This window comes from Paracidovorax wautersii (genome assembly GCF_900113035.1).
Taxonomy (GTDB): domain Bacteria; phylum Pseudomonadota; class Gammaproteobacteria; order Burkholderiales; family Burkholderiaceae_C; genus Paracidovorax; species Paracidovorax wautersii.
Map to the genome: position 1 here is coordinate 200,087 of NZ_FONX01000008.1, position 17,334 is coordinate 217,420.

Annotated in this window: 14 protein-coding genes; 7 read left to right on the forward strand and 7 right to left on the reverse strand. The window is 70.3% G+C overall.

From position 1 onward, the window contains the following. Positions 1-60: 60 nt before the first annotated feature. Positions 61-1,599: a glycosyltransferase family 39 protein gene (locus BM070_RS13820; RefSeq protein ID WP_092939982.1), complete on the reverse strand. Its 1,539-nt coding sequence runs from the start codon at positions 1,597-1,599 to the stop codon at positions 61-63. A gap of 83 nt (positions 1,600-1,682) precedes the next feature. Here BM070_RS13820 and BM070_RS13825 point away from each other — a divergent pair, with 83 nt between their 5' ends. After that, positions 1,683-2,027 carry a cupin domain-containing protein gene (locus tag BM070_RS13825; protein WP_434803188.1) on the forward strand — a complete coding sequence of 115 codons (345 nt, stop codon included), beginning with the start codon at positions 1,683-1,685 and terminating at the stop codon, positions 2,025-2,027. A 64-nt stretch (positions 2,028-2,091) separates the two neighbouring features. On the opposite strand, the gene BM070_RS13830 is transcribed toward BM070_RS13825, so the two are convergent. After that, on the reverse strand, positions 2,092-3,054 hold the full coding sequence (locus BM070_RS13830; protein ID WP_092940018.1) for an AEC family transporter: 963 nt from the start codon (positions 3,052-3,054) through the stop codon (positions 2,092-2,094). 169 nt (positions 3,055-3,223) lie between these two features. On the opposite strand from BM070_RS13830, the gene BM070_RS13835 reads away from it, so the two are divergent. Continuing rightward, positions 3,224-5,290 (forward strand): ATP-dependent helicase, encoded by a 2,067-nt coding sequence (locus BM070_RS13835; protein ID WP_092939983.1) that lies wholly within the window; start codon positions 3,224-3,226, stop codon positions 5,288-5,290. A 37-nt stretch (positions 5,291-5,327) separates the two neighbouring features. Here the strand turns inward: BM070_RS13835 and BM070_RS13840 are convergent, their stop codons facing one another. Further along, positions 5,328-6,917 (reverse strand): methyl-accepting chemotaxis protein, encoded by a 1,590-nt coding sequence (locus BM070_RS13840; protein WP_092939984.1) that lies wholly within the window; start codon positions 6,915-6,917, stop codon positions 5,328-5,330. 299 nt (positions 6,918-7,216) lie between these two features. Here BM070_RS13840 and BM070_RS13845 point away from each other — a divergent pair, with 299 nt between their 5' ends. Both BM070_RS13845 and BM070_RS13850 read left to right on the forward strand, forming a co-directional pair. Next, positions 7,217-8,434 carry a phospholipase A gene (locus BM070_RS13845; protein WP_092939985.1) on the forward strand — a complete coding sequence of 406 codons (1,218 nt, stop codon included), beginning with the start codon at positions 7,217-7,219 and terminating at the stop codon, positions 8,432-8,434. Positions 8,435-8,660: 226 nt separating this feature from the next. Then, the gene (locus BM070_RS13850; RefSeq protein ID WP_092939986.1) at positions 8,661-9,047 is read left to right on the forward strand and encodes a hypothetical protein; all 387 of its coding nucleotides are present in this window, start codon (positions 8,661-8,663) and stop codon (positions 9,045-9,047) included. A 100-nt stretch (positions 9,048-9,147) separates the two neighbouring features. Here BM070_RS13850 and BM070_RS13855 read toward each other — a convergent pair whose 3' ends face one another. Next, positions 9,148-9,609, reverse strand: a complete 462-nt coding sequence (locus BM070_RS13855) for a universal stress protein (protein ID WP_092939987.1) — start codon at positions 9,607-9,609, stop codon at positions 9,148-9,150. 95 nt (positions 9,610-9,704) lie between these two features. Here BM070_RS13855 and tgt point away from each other — a divergent pair, with 95 nt between their 5' ends. Genes tgt through BM070_RS13870 form a run of 3 tightly spaced genes read left to right on the forward strand, consistent with a single transcriptional unit; the run spans position 9,705 to position 13,165 of the window. Continuing rightward, a complete protein-coding gene (tgt, locus tag BM070_RS13860; RefSeq protein ID WP_092939988.1) occupies positions 9,705-10,877 on the forward strand; it encodes a tRNA guanosine(34) transglycosylase Tgt in 1,173 nt (390 codons plus the stop codon). A gap of 19 nt (positions 10,878-10,896) precedes the next feature. Next, positions 10,897-12,444 carry a GGDEF domain-containing protein gene (locus BM070_RS13865; protein WP_092939989.1) on the forward strand — a complete coding sequence of 516 codons (1,548 nt, stop codon included), beginning with the start codon at positions 10,897-10,899 and terminating at the stop codon, positions 12,442-12,444. Between the two features lie 31 nt (positions 12,445-12,475). Then, positions 12,476-13,165, forward strand: a complete 690-nt coding sequence (locus tag BM070_RS13870) for a glutathione S-transferase family protein (RefSeq protein WP_092939990.1) — start codon at positions 12,476-12,478, stop codon at positions 13,163-13,165. Between the two features lie 34 nt (positions 13,166-13,199). On the opposite strand, the gene BM070_RS13875 is transcribed toward BM070_RS13870, so the two are convergent. The 3 genes from BM070_RS13875 to BM070_RS13885 form a co-directional block, all read right to left on the reverse strand. After that, positions 13,200-14,708 (reverse strand): chemotaxis protein CheW, encoded by a 1,509-nt coding sequence (locus BM070_RS13875; RefSeq protein WP_092939991.1) that lies wholly within the window; start codon positions 14,706-14,708, stop codon positions 13,200-13,202. Next, entirely contained in the window at positions 14,705-16,786 is a 2,082-nt protein-coding gene (locus BM070_RS13880) for a methyl-accepting chemotaxis protein (protein WP_245785223.1), read from the reverse strand. Before BM070_RS13880 ends, BM070_RS13875 begins: the two co-directional genes overlap by 4 nt. A 220-nt stretch (positions 16,787-17,006) precedes the next feature. Further along, the coding region (locus BM070_RS13885) for a transposase (RefSeq protein ID WP_139222768.1) at positions 17,007-17,334 on the reverse strand (328 nt) is incomplete at its 5' end.

Sequence of the window (17,334 nt, forward strand, 5' to 3'; positions counted from 1 at the left end):
GCGGGCGTTGTGGGGCCGGTTCGATGATCGGGGGGGCGGTCGGTTCTCAGATGTCGGGGATCAGGGCAGGCGCGCGCAGGCCGCCGGCACATAGGTGCGCCAGTGCAGGTCCATGGGCGGGCCGGCGCGCTTGTCGGGCCAGTCCACCGTCCACACGCCCTGCTGCAGACGCATGCCGGCGTCGGCGCCCAGGCGCTCCACCCACGGCGGCGGCACGTCGCTGCCCAAGCCGACCCAGAGCGTACCGTGAGCGGCCAGGCGCTGCGGCGTGATCCAGGGCGAATAGCGCTCGTCGCCCGCGATGAAGACCGACGGCCGCTCGGGCAATTGCGCCGCCAGCAGGCCCGCCAGCCAGTAGTCGCCCGACACCGAATCGATCGCGCAGCGCGACTGCGCTTGCCAGGTGGCGGCGGCCTGCTGCGCCATCGCGGCCTGGGGCCAGTCCATGCGCGAGGGGCGGTGGCGCCACTGCGCGCCGTAGGCCAGGAAGGCGAAGGTCACCAGCGACACGATCAGCAGCCACACGGCCAGCCCGCGCAGCAGATAGGCCTGCATGGCGCGCAGCCCGGCCGAAGGCAGCCACGCGGCCACCAGCAGCCCGCTGAAGACCCACATGGGCACGCCCCACATGTCGCGCACGCGCAGGCCCATGGCCAGGCCCAGCCCGGCCACCAGCAGGGCCGGGCCCACCGACAGCGCCAGCAGATAGGCCGGCATCGGCGTATGCAGCCGCCAGCGCACGCCCTGCGGGTCGGCTGCGGCCAGCGCGCGGCGCCGGCCGCGGGTGCAGAGCGCCGCCGCCAGCACGATCAGCGCGAGCGGCACGTGGTTGAGGGCCTGCACGAGCAGGAAGTTGAGCCCGTCCGCCCGGCTGACCTCGCCGTCGGTGGCGGCGCGGCTGCTGGCGTAGGCCATGGGCATCCAGTCGGTGAGCTGCAGCCAGCACAGGTGCGGCCAGAAGATGAGCCCCATCAGCGCCAGCGCGAGCCACGGGCCCGGGCGCAGCATCTGGCGGCGCGCCGGCGTGGCCAGCAGGTAGATCGCCAGCGTGGCCAGCAGCGCGCCCACCGAATACTTGGTGATGAGGCCCAGCCCGCCCGCCACGCCCACCAGCGCCCAGTGGCGCAGCCGCCCGTCCTTCTGCAGCGCGGCCGTGAAGCCGTAGCCCACGGCAGCCCAGAACGGCATCTGCGCGATGTTGTGGTTGAACTCCAGCGCCGGGCGGGTGTAGTAGGCCACGCCCATGGTCAGCAGCGTGCCGATGAAGGCCCGCTCGCGCGACATGAGCCGGCAGCCCGTGCGCCACACGATCCAGAGCGTGGCGCCGATGAAGAGCTGGCTCAGCAGGAACGGGCCGGCGTGGCCGAAGGCGCGGTAGGCCAGCTCCAGCAGCACCGGCGCGAGGGGCGGGTGCTTGTAGTAGCCCCACTGCCACTCATGGCCCCAGGACAGGCTCTCGGCCACGTCCAGCGGCATGCTGGAACTGAGCAACGGCGGCAGCAGCGACCAGGCCAGCACATAGACCAGGGCGAAGAGCGCGATGGCGCGCAAGGGTAAGGAAGGCTGCGGCGCGCCGGGCGTCGTGGAATGGGCTGGCATGGGGTGGGGAGATGCAGCTGCGCGCTGCCAGGCGAAGAAGACGCGATTGTAAAATTTGCAACATACCTGACGGCCGATAGGGCTTGGACCCGCCCCTCTGCGCCGCCGCTTTCAGCGACATCCACCACGCCATCTGCAACGCCATGGACGCCACCACCTTCCAGAGCCAGCTCGCCCAAGAGGGCTTCGACCACATCGTGCGCGTGGAACGCGAACCCGGCGGCATGTGGGACGACCACAGCCACGAATTCGAGGCCAAGGCGCTGATCGTCTCGGGCGAGATCCGCATCCGCACCGGAGACGGCGCCGAGCGCACCTACCGCGAAGGCGAGATCTTCCACCTGGGCGCCGAGCAGCCCCATGCCGAGTGGTACGGCCCCGAAGGCGTGGCCTATCTGGTGGGCCGGCGCGTGCCGGCCGCTGGCTGACTTTGCGGCATTCTAGCCACCAGCACAGGCTGCGCCTGCGGCTTTAGCTATCAAGACCATAGCATCAGACTCTCAGCGCCACGGCCCCTGAAAAGCTCAGGAAGGCCAGCGCGGTCGATACCAGGATGATCCGCGCGATGCGCCCGTTGTGGGCGCCGAAGCGCTCGGCCAGCAGCGACACGTTGCTGGCGCTGGGCAGCGCCGCCGCCAGCACCAGTGCGGTATGCGCCAGGGGCGAGAGCGGCAGCCCCGCCGCGCTGGCCGCCCCGCCGGCCGCCCACACCAGCAGCGGATGCACGAAGAGCTTGGCCAGCGCGATGGGCAGGTAGTCGCGCGGCGCCACGCGCTCGCCCGGGTCGTGGCCGGCCTGCATGCGCGAACGCGCCAGCACCGCGCCGATGGTGAAGAGCGCCACGGGCGAGGCCGCCTGGGCCAGCAGCGCCAGCGTGCCGTCGATGGGCGCGGGCAGCCGCCACTGCGCGGCCGAGGCCACCGCCCCCAGCACGATGGCCCAGGGCATGGGATTGGCCAGCATGCCGCGCAGCGCGCGCCGCAGCGCCACCGCCACGCCGTGCGTGCCCGCGCCGTCGAGCCGCGAGAGAGCGATGCACAGCGACGTGGTGAACACCATGTCCACCAGCATGGTGAGGATCGCCGGCCCCGCCGCCGCCGGCCCCAGCAGCGCGACCAGCAGCGGCACGCCCATGAAGCCAGTGTTGGGAAAGGCCGCCACCAGCGCGCCGAAGGCCGCGTCGTTCCAGCCCAGGCGCCTCCGCGTGAGCGCCACCGTGGCCGCCACCAGCGCCACGGCGCAGAGCGCATAGACGCCGGCCGCCGCCGGGTCCAGCAGCTGGCCGATGGGCGTCTGCGCACCGAAGCGGTAGAGCATGCAGGGCAGCGCGAAGAAGAGCACGAAGGCGTTCAGTCCCGGAATGGCGGCCTGCGGCAGCAGCCCCGCGCGCGCGGCCAGATAGCCGCAGAGCACCAGGGCGAAGAAGGGGAAGGTGATGGCGAGGACGGAGAGCACGCGCTGCATTCTCCCCGCCCCGGGCGGGAAGCGCCCGGTCTGTATCATTCGCGCTCCGCCCGGCAGCCCGGCGCTCATCGCGAGGCATGGCCGGGCCGCACCCCGCGCAGCACCCCGCCCGTCTGCCGCCTGCTTTCCTGTCCGCCACCCGACCTCTCCACCGCCGCCCATGTCCGCAGGACTCAACCTCGCCCAGCTTCAGGCCGTCCACTACACGGAGGGGCCCTGCCTGGTGCTGGCCGGCGCCGGCTCCGGCAAGACCCGCGTCATCACGATGAAGATCGGCCGGCTGATCGAGACGGGCCTGGCGCCCAGGCGCATCGCGGCCATCACCTTCACCAACAAGGCCGCCGCCGAAATGCGCGAGCGCGCCCAGCACCTGATCGGCCGCGCGGCCAAGGACGTGATGGTCTGCACCTTCCACGCCCTGGGCGTGCGCATGGTGCGAGAGGACGGGCACGTGCTGGGCCTCAAGCCCCAGTTCAGCATCCTCGACTCCGACGACGTGACCGGCATCATCAAGGACGCGGCCGGCGGCACCACCGACATCGCCACCGCCCGCCAGTGGCAGTGGACCATCAGCGCCTGGAAGAACGCCGGCCTGGACAGCGCCCAGGCCCTGGCCCAGGCCAAGGACGACAACGAGCGCAGCATCGCCCTCATCATGCAGCGCTACGAAGAGCGCCTGACGGCCTACCAGAGCGTGGACTTCGACGACCTGATCGGCATGCCGCTGCGCCTCCTGCGCGACTTCCCCGAGGTGCGCGCCAAGTGGCAGAAGGCGCTGGGCCACGTGCTGGTCGATGAATACCAGGACACCAACGCCACGCAGTACGAACTGCTCAAGCTGCTGGTGGGCGAGCGCGGCCACTTCACCGCCGTGGGCGACGACGACCAGTCCATCTACGGCTGGCGCGGCGCCACGCTGGAGAACCTGAAGAAGCTGCCGCTGGACTACCCGCACCTGAAGGTCATCAAGCTGGAGCAGAACTACCGCTCCACCAGCGCCATCCTGCGCGCGGCCAACAACGTGATCCAGCCCAACCCCAAGCTGTATCCGAAGACGCTGTTCTCCGAGCTGGGCGAGGGCGAGCCGGTGCGCATCGTCGATGCCGACAACGAGGAGCACGAGGCCGAGCGCGCCGTGGCCCGCATCCAGAGCCTGCGCGCCGCGCTCAACCCGCAGCCGACGTGGAAGAGCTTCGCCATCCTCTACCGCGCCAACCACCAGGCCAAGCCGTTCGAAAAGGCGCTGCGCAAGGCCAACGTGCCCTACAAGGTCTCGGGCGGCACCAGCTTCTTCGACCGCGCCGAGATCAAGGACCTCTGCGCCTGGTTCCGCCTCTGGATCAACAACGACGACGACCCGGCCTTCCTGCGCGCCATCACCACGCCGAAGCGCGGCATCGGCCACACCACGCTGGCCAAGCTGGGCGAATTCGCCACCCAGCACAAGGTGAGCATGTTCGGCGCGCTCTTCAACCACATGCTCGAAGCCGTGCTGCCGCGCAAGGCGCACGAAAGCGTGATCGAGTTCGGCCGCTACATCAACTACCTCGAATACAAGGCCCGCCAGACGCACGGCGCCGAGGCCTCGCGCGCCTTCATGACCGACTGGCTCAAGGAGATCGGCTACGAGCAGTACCTCTACGACAGCGAGGAAAGCGAGACCGCCGCCGCGTCGCGCTGGACCAACGTGCTGGAGTTCTGCGACTGGATGAGCCAGCGCGCGGGCGGGCAGATCGAGGACGCCGCCGGCACCGTGATGGCCAGGGAAACCAAGAGCCTGCTGGAGGTGGCGCAGACCATCGCCCTGCTCTCCACCATCAGCGAGCGCGAGAAGGACGAAGACCTCGTCACCCTCTCCACCCTGCATGCCTCCAAGGGCCTGGAATGGCCGCACGTGATGCTGGTGGGCGTGACCGAGGGCATGCTGCCCTTCAAGCTCGACGACGACGAGGGCCGCCAGCAGGTGGTGACCGAAGACACCCTGCAGCGCCTGCAGGAAGAGCGCCGCCTGATGTACGTGGGCATCACCCGCGCCCAGCGCAGCCTGGCCGTGAGCTGGACCAAGAAGCGCAAGAAGGGCCGCGAATTCGTCAGCGCCCAGCCCAGCCGCTTCATCGCCGAGATGGGCCTGGACAAGAACACCGCCCGCGAAGACCCGCGCGAGAAGCTGCGCGCCCTGCGCGCGGAATTCGCGGCGCGCAAGGCCACGCCGCCGGCCGGGGGCTGATCCGCCGCCCCGGCGCCGGCCGCGGCCGGCGCCGTTTTCAGGCCGCCGTCAGGCGCAGCCGCGCACGCTGGGCGCTGCTGCCCTGGTCCAGCTGGAACACCGACATGGCCTGCACCAGCTGGCTGGACTGCGTTTCCAGCGAACCCGTGGCAGCGGCGGCTTCTTCGACCAGCGCCGCGTTCTGCTGGGTGACCAGATCCATCTGCGCGATGGCCTGGTTCACCTGCTCCAGGCCCAGGGTCTGCTCGCGGCTGGCGGCGCTGATCTCGCCCACGATGTCGGTCACGCGGCGCACGCCGGCCACCACGTCGCCGATCACCTTGCCGGCTTCCTCGACCAGCCGGTTGCCGGCGTCCACCTGCGTCACCGAATCGTCGATGAGGGCCTTGATCTCCTTGGCCGCCTCTGCCGAGCGGCCGGCCAGGCTGCGCACTTCCGATGCGACCACGGCGAAGCCGCGGCCCTGCTCGCCCGCACGGGCCGCTTCCACGGCGGCGTTGAGCGCCAGGATGTTGGTCTGGAAGGCGATGGAGTCGATCACGCCGATGATGTCCACGATCTTGCGCGAGGAGGAATGGATGCCGCCCATGGTGCTCACCACGTTGCCCACCACGTCGCCGCCGCGCACCGCCATGTCGGAGGCCGAGCGCGCCAGCTGGTCTGCCAGCGCGGCGCTGTCGGCGTTCTGGCGCACGGTGGCGGTCATCTGCTCCATCGACGCGGCCGTCTGCTGCAGCGCGCTGGCCTGCTGCTCGGTGCGGCTGGAGAGATCGATGTTGCCGCTGGCGATCTCGCTGGAGGCCAGGGCGATGCCGTCCGCGCCGCGGCGCACCTGATCGACGGTGTCGCGCAACTGCCGGCCCATGGCGTCCAGGGCGCGCAGCAGCTGGCCGGCTTCGTCGCGCGCGGTGCTTTCGGCGCGCACGGTCAGGTCGCCGCCGGCGACCGATTCGGCGACAGCCACCGCGCGGTGCAGCGGCCCGGTGACGCTGCGGGTGATCGCCCAGGCCAGGGCCACGGCGGCCACGGTGGCCAGCACGCCCAGCGCGATCAGCGCGAGGCGGCCGGCCTCGTAGTTGCGCTGGACGGATTCGCCCGCCTCATTGATCCGCGCGCGCTGGAAGTCCAGCAGGCTCTGCAGCGCGCCCAGATAGCGGTCGCCTTGCGGCGTGAGGTCGCTGGCCAGCATGCGCTGCACGTCCTGCTCGCGCCCTTCCGCCTTGGCCTTGTAGATCGCATCGCGGGCGGCGAGGAAGCGCTTGCGCTGCACCCCCACGTCGTCGAACAGGGCCTGCTCCTGCGGCCCGGAAATCAGCTTGGCGAGTTGCTGCTGCTGCAGCGACGAGACGCGCGAGAACTCGGTGTTCTCGCCGGCCAGACGCGGCGCCAGGGTTTCGTCGCGGCTCAGGGCCACGACGGTGTGGCGGCGGACGTTGCTGTAGATGTTGCGATACCAGTCGGACAGCGTGCGCTCCTTGGCGAGCGGCAGGGCCATGACGTTGGCCGTTTCCCGGGCCACCGATTGCAGCTGCCAGGTTCCGACGGCCACCATGCCGACGATGAACAGAGTGAGCAAACCGAACGCCATGCCCAGGCGCTTGCCGATGGAAAAGTGATGCAGGTTCATTTCTTCTTCAACTCAATGCATAGGTGAAAACCCTTATAGGTTAACCGATAGATGTATCAATTGTATGTATTTGTGAATTACATACGAAACTCACACGCGGCGGACGGTGCCGGAAAAGCGGTTCTGGCCGGGTGCGGCACCCCGGGCTGCAGGGGCCAGGCGGCAAGCGGCGGCAACGGTTGCGGCAGGGCCCCGCGAGCCGCTCCCCGGGGCCAGCAGCCCCACCCCGCCAGCACTGCCGGGCGCCAGGGCCGGCGATACTCGCCGACCGCCGCTGCCCGCAGAAACCGACGCGAACCATGCCCCTCCTGCCCTTCCCCGTCCTTCCCCGCACCGCCTCCTTCGCCACCGTGCTGGCGCTGAGCGCGCCCATGGGCGCCGCGCTGGCGCAGCAGGCCCCGGCCGCGCCCGCCACCGGAGGCGACACCGCCTGGCGCCGCTGCGCCGCCATCACCGACAGCGGCGAGGCGCGGCTGGCCTGCTTCGACCAGTGGGCCGCCAGCGCGTCGGTCAGCGCGCCCGCGGCCCCGTCCGCCACCGCGTCCGCCGCTACGGCATCGGCAACGCCGGCCGATGGCGGCAATGCCGCGCTGCCCAAGCCGGTGGACGCCACGCTGCCCGCCACCCGCATCATCGAAGTCGCGCAGACCGACGGCTGCCGCGACGAGCAGTACAGCGCGCTCTCACGCTTCTGGGAGCTGGAATCCGGCAGCGACTGCGGCAGCTTCCGCTTCCGCGGCTACCGGCCGATCAGCGTGTCGCTCACCAAGGCCAGCAGCGTGAACCGGCAGCCCAGCTCCGACGCGCCGGGCCACACCGCCGCCAGCGCCACCGACTACCGCAGCGCCGAAATGCGCGTGCAGCTGTCGGTGCGCACCAAGCTCGCGCAGAACATCCTGACGTCGGAGAACTCCAACCTGCGCGACTCGCTGTGGCTGGGCTACTCGCAGCAGTCGTACTGGCAGGTCTTCAGCCCCGCGATCTCGCGCCCCTTCCGCGCCACCGACCATGAGCCGGAGGTGATGTACGTCTATCCCACCACCGCGCAGCTGCCCTTCGGCTGGCGCTGGCGCTATTCGGGCCTGGGCCTGGTCCACCAGTCCAACGGCCAGAGCCTGCCGCTGTCGCGCAGCTGGAACCGCGCCTACGTGATGACCGGCATCGAGCTGGACAACCGCTGGACGGTGGGCGCCCGCCTCTGGAAGCGCCTGCACGAGAGCGCCGCCGACGACGACAACCCCGGCATCAGCAACTACATGGGCCGCGGCGAGATGACGGTGAGCTGGCAGCGCGACCGCAGCAACACCTTCATCCTGACCGGCCGGCATTCGCTGGGCGGCGCCCACCGCGGTTCCGCACGCCTGGAATGGCTGCAGACGCTGGGCCAGAACATGGGCGCGGGCAAGAGCAACCTGCGGCTGCACACAGCCATCTTCTCGGGCTACGGCGACAGCCTGATCGACTACAACCGCAAGCGCACGGTGTTCAGCGTGGGGCTGAGCCTGGTCGATTTCTGACCGCGCCAGCCACCGCGCCCGGGGCGCCTGCGCGGCAGCAGGCGCCACAACAACCCGTTACCCTTTGCCCGGCCGCACAGGCCCGCGACCATCGGCCTGGGCGACACAATGCGACGCCCGGCCGGCCATTGCGCGACAGCGCTGCGATAAGCGCGGTTTTCTTCCTGTTTTCTCTGCCATAGCCCGCCACGAGCCCCCCGGAAAATGCAGCTCGGAGGACGAACCCATGGAAATGCAATATCAGCTCAAGTCGGGCAGCTACTACCTGTACGACATGCGTGATGCGCCCAGCGCGGTCACCGGCGAACGCCGGTTCAAATTGAAGACCGACACCGTGGCCATCGCCTTCGACCTGCACACCGGCCAGGTGCACCAGCACGGCAGCCCCAACCGCATCCAGTCCTGGGCCAGCAACACGCGCCGCCGCCTGCGCGCCGCCGGCGCGGTGGAAGCGGCCAACGACATCGTCGTCGTCTCCGGCCCGCTGCCGGTGGACGAGCTGAACAAGTGCCTCTGGATCAACGGCTACTGCCGGCGCATGTTCAAGCGCCTGGCCAGCCTGCCGCACGGCAAGTTCCAGCGCACGGCCGAGCCCTTCCGCCAGGCGGCCTGACGCGCCGCACCGGGCCTTCGCCAGGGCCTGCCGGCGCAGCGGCGTCCTCCCGCCGGCCGGCTGCGGCTCAGGCGCTGCGTTCCAGAACCTCTTCCGCTTCTCAGGCCTCCCCTGCCGCCGCCAGCGCATCGGCGTGCTTGACGATGGTCACCGGCACCGGGCTGGCCTGCACCAGCTCCTGCGAGACCGAGCCCAGCAGCGCGCTGGCGATCGCGCCATGGCCGCGCGCCCCGATCACGATGTGCCCGCAGCCCTGGCGCTCGGCGATGTCCACCAGCGTGTGCGCCACGTCGCCCACGCCCACTTCGGTCTCGTAGGGCACGCCGGCCGCGTCGATCAGGGCCCGGGCCGAGGCCATCAGGTGCTGGCCGGCCTCCAGGCTGGCGGCGGCGATCAGGTCCGGGTCGCGCGAAACCACCATTTCATAGAGCGATGCGGGTTCCTGCACATGGGCCAGCACCAGGCTGGCGCGCAGGCCGGACTGCAGCAGCGCCAGCGCATGGCGCACCGCATCGAGGGAAAGGTCGGAGCCGTCAACGGCGATGAGGATCTTGAGGGACATGGATTCGCTCCTGAATGGGATGGAAATGCGTCGATCCAGTGTAGAGCCTGGCCCCACGCCCCTCTGCCCCCGCGCCGTCTGGGACAATCCCGCCCATGCTTCAGTTCGACCTTCTCAAGACCGACCCCACAAGCCACGCGCGGCGCGGCACCCTCACCCTCAACCACGGCGTGGTGCAGACGCCCATCTTCATGCCCGTGGGCACCTACGGCACCGTCAAGGGCGTCATGCCGCAGAGCCTGCACGACATGGGCGCGCAGATCATCCTGGGCAACACCTTCCACCTGTGGATGCGGCCGGGGCTGGACGTGATGCAGAGCTTCGGCGGCCTGCACGGTTTCGAGCAGTGGAACAAGCCCATCCTGACCGACTCCGGCGGCTTCCAGGTCTGGAGCCTCGGCGCCATGCGCAAGATCACCGAGGAAGGCGTCACCTTCGCCAGCCCCGTCAACGGCGACAAGCTCTTCATGTCGCCCGAGGTGAGCATGCAGATCCAGACCACGCTCAATTCCGACATCGTGATGCAGCTGGACGAATGCACGCCCTACGAGACCCAGGGCCGCAAGACCACCGAGGCCGAGGCGCGCAAGTCCATGGAGATGAGCCGCCGCTGGGCGGTGCGCTCCAAGAACGAATTCGAGCGCCTGGGCAACCCCAACGCGCTCTTCGGCATCGTGCAGGGCGGCATGTTCCCCCACCTGCGCGAAGAGTCGCTGCAGGCGTTGGTCGAGATGGACTTTCCCGGCTATGCGGTGGGCGGCGTCTCGGTGGGCGAGCCCAAGGACGAGATGCTGGAGATCATGGCGCACACGCCCCACCGGCTGCCCGCGAACAAGCCGCGCTACCTGATGGGCGTGGGCACGCCCGAGGACCTGGTGCAGGGCGTGGCCGACGGCGTGGACATGTTCGACTGCGTGATGCCCACGCGCAACGCGCGCAACGGCACCATCTTCACGCGCTACGGCGACCTGAAGCTGCGCAACGCGCGCCACAAGACCGACCACCAGCCGCTGGACCCCACCTGCACCTGCCACGCCTGCGCCGGCAAGGACGGCGTGGCCTGGGCCGACGGCGGCCGCGGCGGCTTCAGCCGCGCCTACCTGCACCACCTGGACCGTTGCGGCGAGATGCTGGGCCCCATGCTCACCACCATCCACAACCTGCACTACTACCTGAACCTGATGCGCGAGATCCGCGAGGCGCTGGACGCCGGCAGTTTCGCGCAGTTCCGCCAGCAGTTCGCGGCCGACCGCGCGCGCGGCGTCTGACCCCCCAGGCCACCACCCCATGCGCGCAGCCACCCCCTCCCCCCTGCCCGGCAGCACGGCCGGCGGGCAGCCGCTGCCTGCGAGCCCCCGGGCCTGGGCGCAGGCGGTGCGCATGCCCCTGCTGGTCGCGCTGGGCGTGCTGCTGGCCTGCCTGGCCGGCATCGCGATGCGGCCCACCGGCTTCTTCTCGTGCTTCTGGCCGGCCAACGCCCTGCTGGTCGGCGTGCTGGTGCGCCTGCGCCTCGTGCGGCGGCCGGCCGTCTGGGCCGGCGCGTTCGCCGGGTACGTGGCGGCGGACCTGATCAACGGATCAGCCTGGACCCTCGCCACCTGGCTCACCGGCGCCAACCTGGCCGGCGTGCTCATGGCCACGCTGCTGCTGCGCCGGCTCGCGACGCCCGTACGGCAGCTGCGCTGCCAGCTCTCGGCGCTGCACCTGCTCGGCATCTCCGCAGCCGCATCGGGCGTGGCGGCGCTGGTGGGCGGGGGCGCCGGCCCTGCCGTCTTCGGCACGCCCTGGCTGCCCAGCCTGTCCATGTGGTTCTCTTCCGAGCTGCTGAACTACATCCTCATCCTGCCCGTGATGCTCACCGCGCCCCGGCGCGGCCGGCTGGGAACGGTCTTCGCCACGCGGCACCCGGCGGCCCCCACCTGGAAGCAGGTGGGCCCGCTGCTCGCGGTGCTGGGCGCCGAGATCCTGGTGCCCGTCGTCGGCGGGCCCTGGTCCGTGGCGATGGTCGTGCCGGCCCTGCTGTGGTGCGCCGTCACCTACAGCCGCTTCGTCACCTGCCTGCTCTGCCTGGCCGTCTGCCTCTGGAAGACCGTGGAACTGGCCGCCGTGACCGCGCTGGCGTTCAGCCCCGACCAGTGGCAGATGATCCTGTCGCTGCGCCTGGGCATCGCCATGCTGTCGCTGGGCCCGCTGGCCGTCGCGAGCGCCATGGCGTCCCGCGACGGGATGCTGCTGCAGCTGGACCGGGCCCAGGCCGGCGACGACGATCTGGCCGCCTTCCTGGCGCAAAGCCCCTTCGTGCAGCGCGCGCGGCACTGGCTCGAGCTCACGCTCTCCGAAGGCCAGCGCCGCCCGGTCGGCCTGCTGATGCTCGGCCTGGACTCCCTGCAGCCCGTGGTCGCGCGCCATGGCCGCGACGCGGGCGAGCGCGTGCGCGCCGCCTTCGCCGAGGGCATCGCGCCGCTGCTGCGCACGGACGAACCCCTGGCGCCGCTGGGCGGCGAGAAGTTCGTCCTGCTGCTGCCCGGCGCCACCGACTCGGAGGTCCTGGCCGCCGCCGACCGCCTGTGCGCCGCGACCCGCACCCTGTCCGTCACCCTCGCCGACGGGCAGCCGCTGGCCGTGACGATCAGCATCGGCGCCGCCTTCTACGCCGACGTGGCGGTGCCCGCCGATGGCACGTCCGACACCCTGATCCGCCCCATGCTGCGCGACGCGGACCGGCTGCGGGCCCAGGCGCAGGCCGCCGGGCGCGACTGCGTGGTCTTCCGCGCCCTGGACCGGCCCGGCAGCCTCGCGGAGACGGACTGGACGAGCGCCGCCCGTCCGACATGACGGGAACCGGTGCAGCGCCTACGATGCGGGCATGCTGACCGTTCACCACCTCGAAACCTCGCGCTCGCAGCGCGTCCTCTGGCTGCTGGAGGAGCTGGGCGTGCCCTACGCGCTCAAGCGCTATGCGCGCGACCCGCGCACCCGGCTGGCGCCGCCCGAGCTCAAGCGCATCCACCCGCTGGGCAAGTCGCCGGTCATCACCGACGGCGACGAGGTGATCGCCGAGTCCGGCGCCATCCTCGAATACCTGGCCGAGCGCTTCGGCGACCAGGCACCGCCCGACCTCGCCCAGCTGGAACCCGCGCGCGGCACGCCGGCGCACCGCCAGAACCGCTTCTGGATGCACTACGCCGAGGGTTCGCTCATGAACTGGCTGGTGATGAAGCTGGTCTTCAAGACGCTGCCCACCCAGCCCATGCCCTTCTTCGTGCGGCCCGTGGCGCGGGCCGTCTGCGGCCAGGCGCAGCAGAAGCTGGTGGACCCCAACCTCGCGACCGCGCTGGCCTTCATGGACGAGCACCTCTCGCGCCACACCTGGTTCGCGGGCGATGCGCTGAGCCTGGCGGACTTCCAGATGAGCTTTCCGGTGGAAGCCGCGCTCTCGCGCGCCGAAGGCGCCGAGCGCCACCCGCACCTGAGCGCCTACCGCGACCGCATCCGCGCCCGGCCGGCCTACCAGCGGGCGCTGGACAAGGGCGGGCCGGTGGTGATGGGGACCTGAGCGAGGGACCTGTTCCGAGAGCCGGGCACGCCGGCTATTCCCGTCCGCGCTGCGCCAGGGCCGGCCCCATGAAGCGGAGCAGGTCCACCTGCCGGCAGGTCATGGAATCTGCCCCCTGGCCGACCGCCAGCATGCGCCCCAGGCCGCTGCCGGAACGCATGGCGCCACCGGCAGGCTCGCACCCCAGCTGCTCGGCGGCGTCGGCCGCGACGAGCGACACAAGGCTATCCACCAGAAAACCGCGCAGGCGCTCGCCCTGGCGCACCACGAGCACGCGCGACTGCGGCGAGATGTCCACCGCAGGGCTGCCCAGCAGGGTGCGCAGATCGAAGACTTCCAGCGGCCGGCCCTTGCGCTCGACCAGGCCGCACATGCCGTCTCCCGCCGCATCGATGCGCACGGCGGGCGCGGGGTAGTCCAGGATTTCCTCGATATCCACGAGCGGCGTCGCACAGCCGCCACCGGCCCGATAGACGAGGAACGTGGTGCGCCCGCCGGCCGCCGCGTGCGAGGGCGACTGCGCCGGTGCCTGGCTTGCGGCACCGGGATGCGTCTCCAGAAAGCCGGCGACGAGGGGGTGCGCCAGCAGCGCCTGCACGCGCAGCACGGCGGCCATGCCATGCTCGGCCGTGCGCAGGGCGCCCGCGTAGCACTCGGGCTGCAGGATGGCACCGGCGCCCAGCGGCACGATGGCGTCGGCCGCCACCATTTCCATGCCCAGCAGGGCATCGACCTCCACGCCGATGCGACGCTCGCCGTGCTGCAGCAGCATCAGCAAGGGGCGGCCTGATGCGGGCGCGCTGCCCGGCAAGCCCAGCAGCCTCTGCAGATCGACGACGGGCACATCCTTGCCGCGCCAGGCCACCAAGCCACGCAGCGCACCGCCGACGGCGAAGAAGGAACGCAAGGGCGGCATGGGCTGCACGTCGGGCACATCGGCGAAGTCGAAGGCCAGCACCTGCGTGCCCAGCCCCGCCAACGTGTGCCGGCGCAGCGCCGCCGCAGGCCGCGACGCACCGGCATCCGGCCCACCTGCGGCGGAGCGCTCGCGGACCGGCACCACGCCCGGCGTGCGCTCCAGCAAGGCCGCCACCTGCAGCACGGGCAGCGCGCGCGCATCCGGCCCGTCCGTGACCAGCCAGCGATCAAAGAGGCCACCCGGCACGCCCCCCATCAGGGTGACGGCGGAAGGCGCAACGCGCAGCACGCCGGCGATGGCGTCCACACCGATGCCCAGGCGCTGCCCGCCGTGCGCGACCACCGCGACCTGCCGGGCCGCCCGCGGCGCGGCCTCGGCGGCGCAGTCCTCGCGCGGCAGCACGGGCGCGGCCTCGGCCGGCGCCATCAGGCGGCGCAGGTCCAGCACGGGAACCAGCTGGCCCCGCAGCAGGAACATGCCGGCCATCAGCGGCGAAGGCTCGGGCAGCGGCAGCAGCGGTTCGGGGATGTCCACCGCCTCGATCAGTTCACGGGCGGCTATCGCGATGTCCTGCCCGGCGGTGCGGACGATGCCGTAATGCAGGGCCGCCCCGTCGGCACTCATGCGCGCACGGGCCGGGCGCTGCCGGCCGTGGCGCCAGAGGCGGCGGCGGCGTGGCCGCGCGAGGAGACGTGTGTCAGCTCGTCCAGCAGCGCCGCGACGTTGCCCGTGGCGACCGTCTGCGCCTCGGTGGCGGCGAGGATGCCGGCGATGGACGTCGTGGTCCGCTCCACGCCTTGCACGATGCGCTCGAAGTTCTCGGCCGCCTGCGAAGAGATTTCGCCGCCCTGGCGCACCCGCGCCACCGATTCGGCGATCAGCTTGGTGATCTCGCGCGTGGCCTGGGACGACTTCTCGGCCAGCTTGCGCACCTCGTCGGCCACCACGGAAAAGCCCAGCCCGTGCTCGCCCGCCCGGGCGGCCTCGATGGCGGCGTTGAAGGCCAGCAGGTTGGTCTGGTTGGCGATATCGCCGATCACCTGAACGATGGCACGGATGTCGTCGGACGATTCCTGGATGGCCTGGGTGGCGTCCAGCGAGCGCAGCAGGGTCTGGCTGCCGCGCCGGGCCTCGGACTGCGTCTCCGCCGCCAGCTCGGTGGATTGGCGCGTCGTGCGCGCGATCTCGCCGATGGTCTCGGTCAGCTGCTGGATGGAGCCGTTCATGGCCAGCACGCGGCTTCGCACGAGCTGCTCGCGCTCGACCTGCTCGCTCACGTCGATGGAGTATTTGATGATCTTCACCGGTTCGCCGTTGGGGCCGATGATGGGGTTGTAGGTCGCCTGGATCCAGACCGGGTAGCCGTGCTTGCTGATGCGCTTGTAGAGGCCCGAGTAGAACTCGCCGCGGCTCAGGCGCGCCCAGAAGTCGCGGTATTCGGAGGACCGCACGAACTCGGGCTCGCAGAACATCTTGTGGTGCTGTCCGACCACTTCGCGCAGGGTGTAGCCCAGCGCATCGAGGAAGTTGGCATTGGCATGCAGCACATTGCCTTCCAGATCGAACTCGATCACCGCCTGGGCGCGCGACATGGCGGTGACCTTGCCCTCGTATTCGGCATTGCGGGTCTTGGCCTCGGTGATGTCGGTGGCGTACTTGATGACCTTCACCTGGCGGCCCTCGCCGTCGAAGATGGGGTTATACGAGGCCTGAAGCCAGATTTCACGTCCGCCGTTGGCGACGCGTCTGTACACGGCGGACTCGAATTCGCCGTCGCCCAGCTTGCGCCAGAAGTCGCGGTAGGCGGGGCTTGCGGCGTATTCGGGCGTACAGAAGATGCGGTGGTGCCGGCCCTGGATCTGGTCCAGCGTGTAGCCCATGGCGTCGAGAAAGAGCTGGTTGGCTCCCAGCACGATGCCGTCGAGCGAGAACTCCACCACGGCCGTGGATCGGTCGATCGCCTGCACGCGGCCAGCGTTCTCCGTGGTCTGCAGCTTGGCTTCGGTGATGTCGGTGGCGTACTTGACCACCTTCACCGGGCGGCCGTCTTCGTCCAGCACCGGGGTGTAGGAGGCCTGGATCCACACGTTGCGGCCCGTCTTGCTGATGCGGCGGTACTCGCCGCGCTGGAATTCACCGGCGGCCAGCCGCTCCCAGAATTCGCGGTAGTCCGGGCTGCGCGCATGGGCCGCGTCGCAAAAGATGCGGTGATGCACGCCTGCGATCTCCTCAGCGGCGTAGCCGAAGGTGTCCAGGAAATTCTGGTTGGCCTTGAGCACATGGCCCTTGAGGTCGAACTCGATGACCGCCATCGAGCGGTCGATGGCATCCATGTGGCCTTCGTATTCCCGCATCGCGGCGCGGTGCTCCGACACGTCTTCGACGAGCAGCACTACCCGCGCCAGTGCGCCCTCCTCGTCGCGCAGCAGGTGGACTTGCGTGCGCGTGACGCAATCACGCTTCCAGCTGCCGAAGTGCCGTCCCGTCACCCGCTGTGGCGGTGCCTCGCCGGTGGCCAGGCACGCGTCGAGCCAGTCGGCTGCCCGGGGAAAGCACTGTCGGTAGTGATGCCCCAGCACCTCGTCCGCCTGATGCTGGCTGATCGAGAGAAAGGCCGCGTTGGCCGAGATGATCTGGCCCCGCCCGTCCAGCTCAAGGCAAGGCTGGGCATCCAGGAGTCCTCGGGCCAGGGCGACGAGCATCGCGTCAGAAGGGGAAGAGACCGGGTCCGTCATTTTGTTTCCAATTGATTTTTTGTAATTCAACTGGTTACATACTATCGGCGCCGAAAGATTTCTGCAGGGCGCTGCCGGCGGAGCCCCCTGGGAGCACTCGACGTTCTCCCGACGCCGTGCAGCCCTTGCCGATTGCCTGCAGGAAGAGGCTCGGCGCCGACCTCCGCTTCAGGCTCTAAGAACCTGTTTACGATCTTCGACACAGCAAAGCCAAGAATGCCAAGTGGACGAACTGCAAGCTGGTGTTGAGCGACCTCTCGCAGTTCTTCCATAAACGCCTGTTCTTGTCCAACCAGGCAAAGCTGCGCTCCACCACCCAGCGCTGAGGCATCACCTTGAACGCGTGCAACTCGCTTCGCTTGGCGATCTGAACGGTGACGTGCTCGCCCAGGATCTCTTGCACGCCCAGGGCGAACGGCTTGCCCACGTAGCCGCTGTCGCACAGCAGGCTTCGCACCCTGCCCAGCGCAGGTCGGCAGCGCTGCAGCGCCTGCAAGGCTCCTTTGCGGTCCGTC

What these genes read in the sequence shown, in the direction of transcription:
- tgt (WP_092939988.1), top strand. Translation starts at nt 9,705, where the DNA reads ATGCTTCAGTTCGACCTTCTCAAGACCGACCCCACAAGCCACGCGCGG.
- BM070_RS13835 (WP_092939983.1), top strand. Translation starts at nt 3,224, where the DNA reads ATGTCCGCAGGACTCAACCTCGCCCAGCTTCAGGCCGTCCACTACACG.
- BM070_RS13855 (WP_092939987.1), bottom strand. Translation starts at nt 9,609, where the DNA reads ATGTCCCTCAAGATCCTCATCGCCGTTGACGGCTCCGACCTTTCCCTC.
- BM070_RS13845 (WP_092939985.1), top strand. Translation starts at nt 7,217, where the DNA reads ATGCCCCTCCTGCCCTTCCCCGTCCTTCCCCGCACCGCCTCCTTCGCC.
- BM070_RS13880 (WP_245785223.1), bottom strand. Translation starts at nt 16,786, where the DNA reads ATGCTCGTCGCCCTGGCCCGAGGACTCCTGGATGCCCAGCCTTGCCTT.
- BM070_RS13865 (WP_092939989.1), top strand. Translation starts at nt 10,897, where the DNA reads ATGCGCGCAGCCACCCCCTCCCCCCTGCCCGGCAGCACGGCCGGCGGG.
- BM070_RS13870 (WP_092939990.1), top strand. Translation starts at nt 12,476, where the DNA reads ATGCTGACCGTTCACCACCTCGAAACCTCGCGCTCGCAGCGCGTCCTC.
- BM070_RS13875 (WP_092939991.1), bottom strand. Translation starts at nt 14,708, where the DNA reads ATGAGTGCCGACGGGGCGGCCCTGCATTACGGCATCGTCCGCACCGCC.
- BM070_RS13820 (WP_092939982.1), bottom strand. Translation starts at nt 1,599, where the DNA reads ATGCCAGCCCATTCCACGACGCCCGGCGCGCCGCAGCCTTCCTTACCC.
- BM070_RS13850 (WP_092939986.1), top strand. Translation starts at nt 8,661, where the DNA reads ATGGAAATGCAATATCAGCTCAAGTCGGGCAGCTACTACCTGTACGAC.
- BM070_RS13840 (WP_092939984.1), bottom strand. Translation starts at nt 6,917, where the DNA reads ATGAACCTGCATCACTTTTCCATCGGCAAGCGCCTGGGCATGGCGTTC.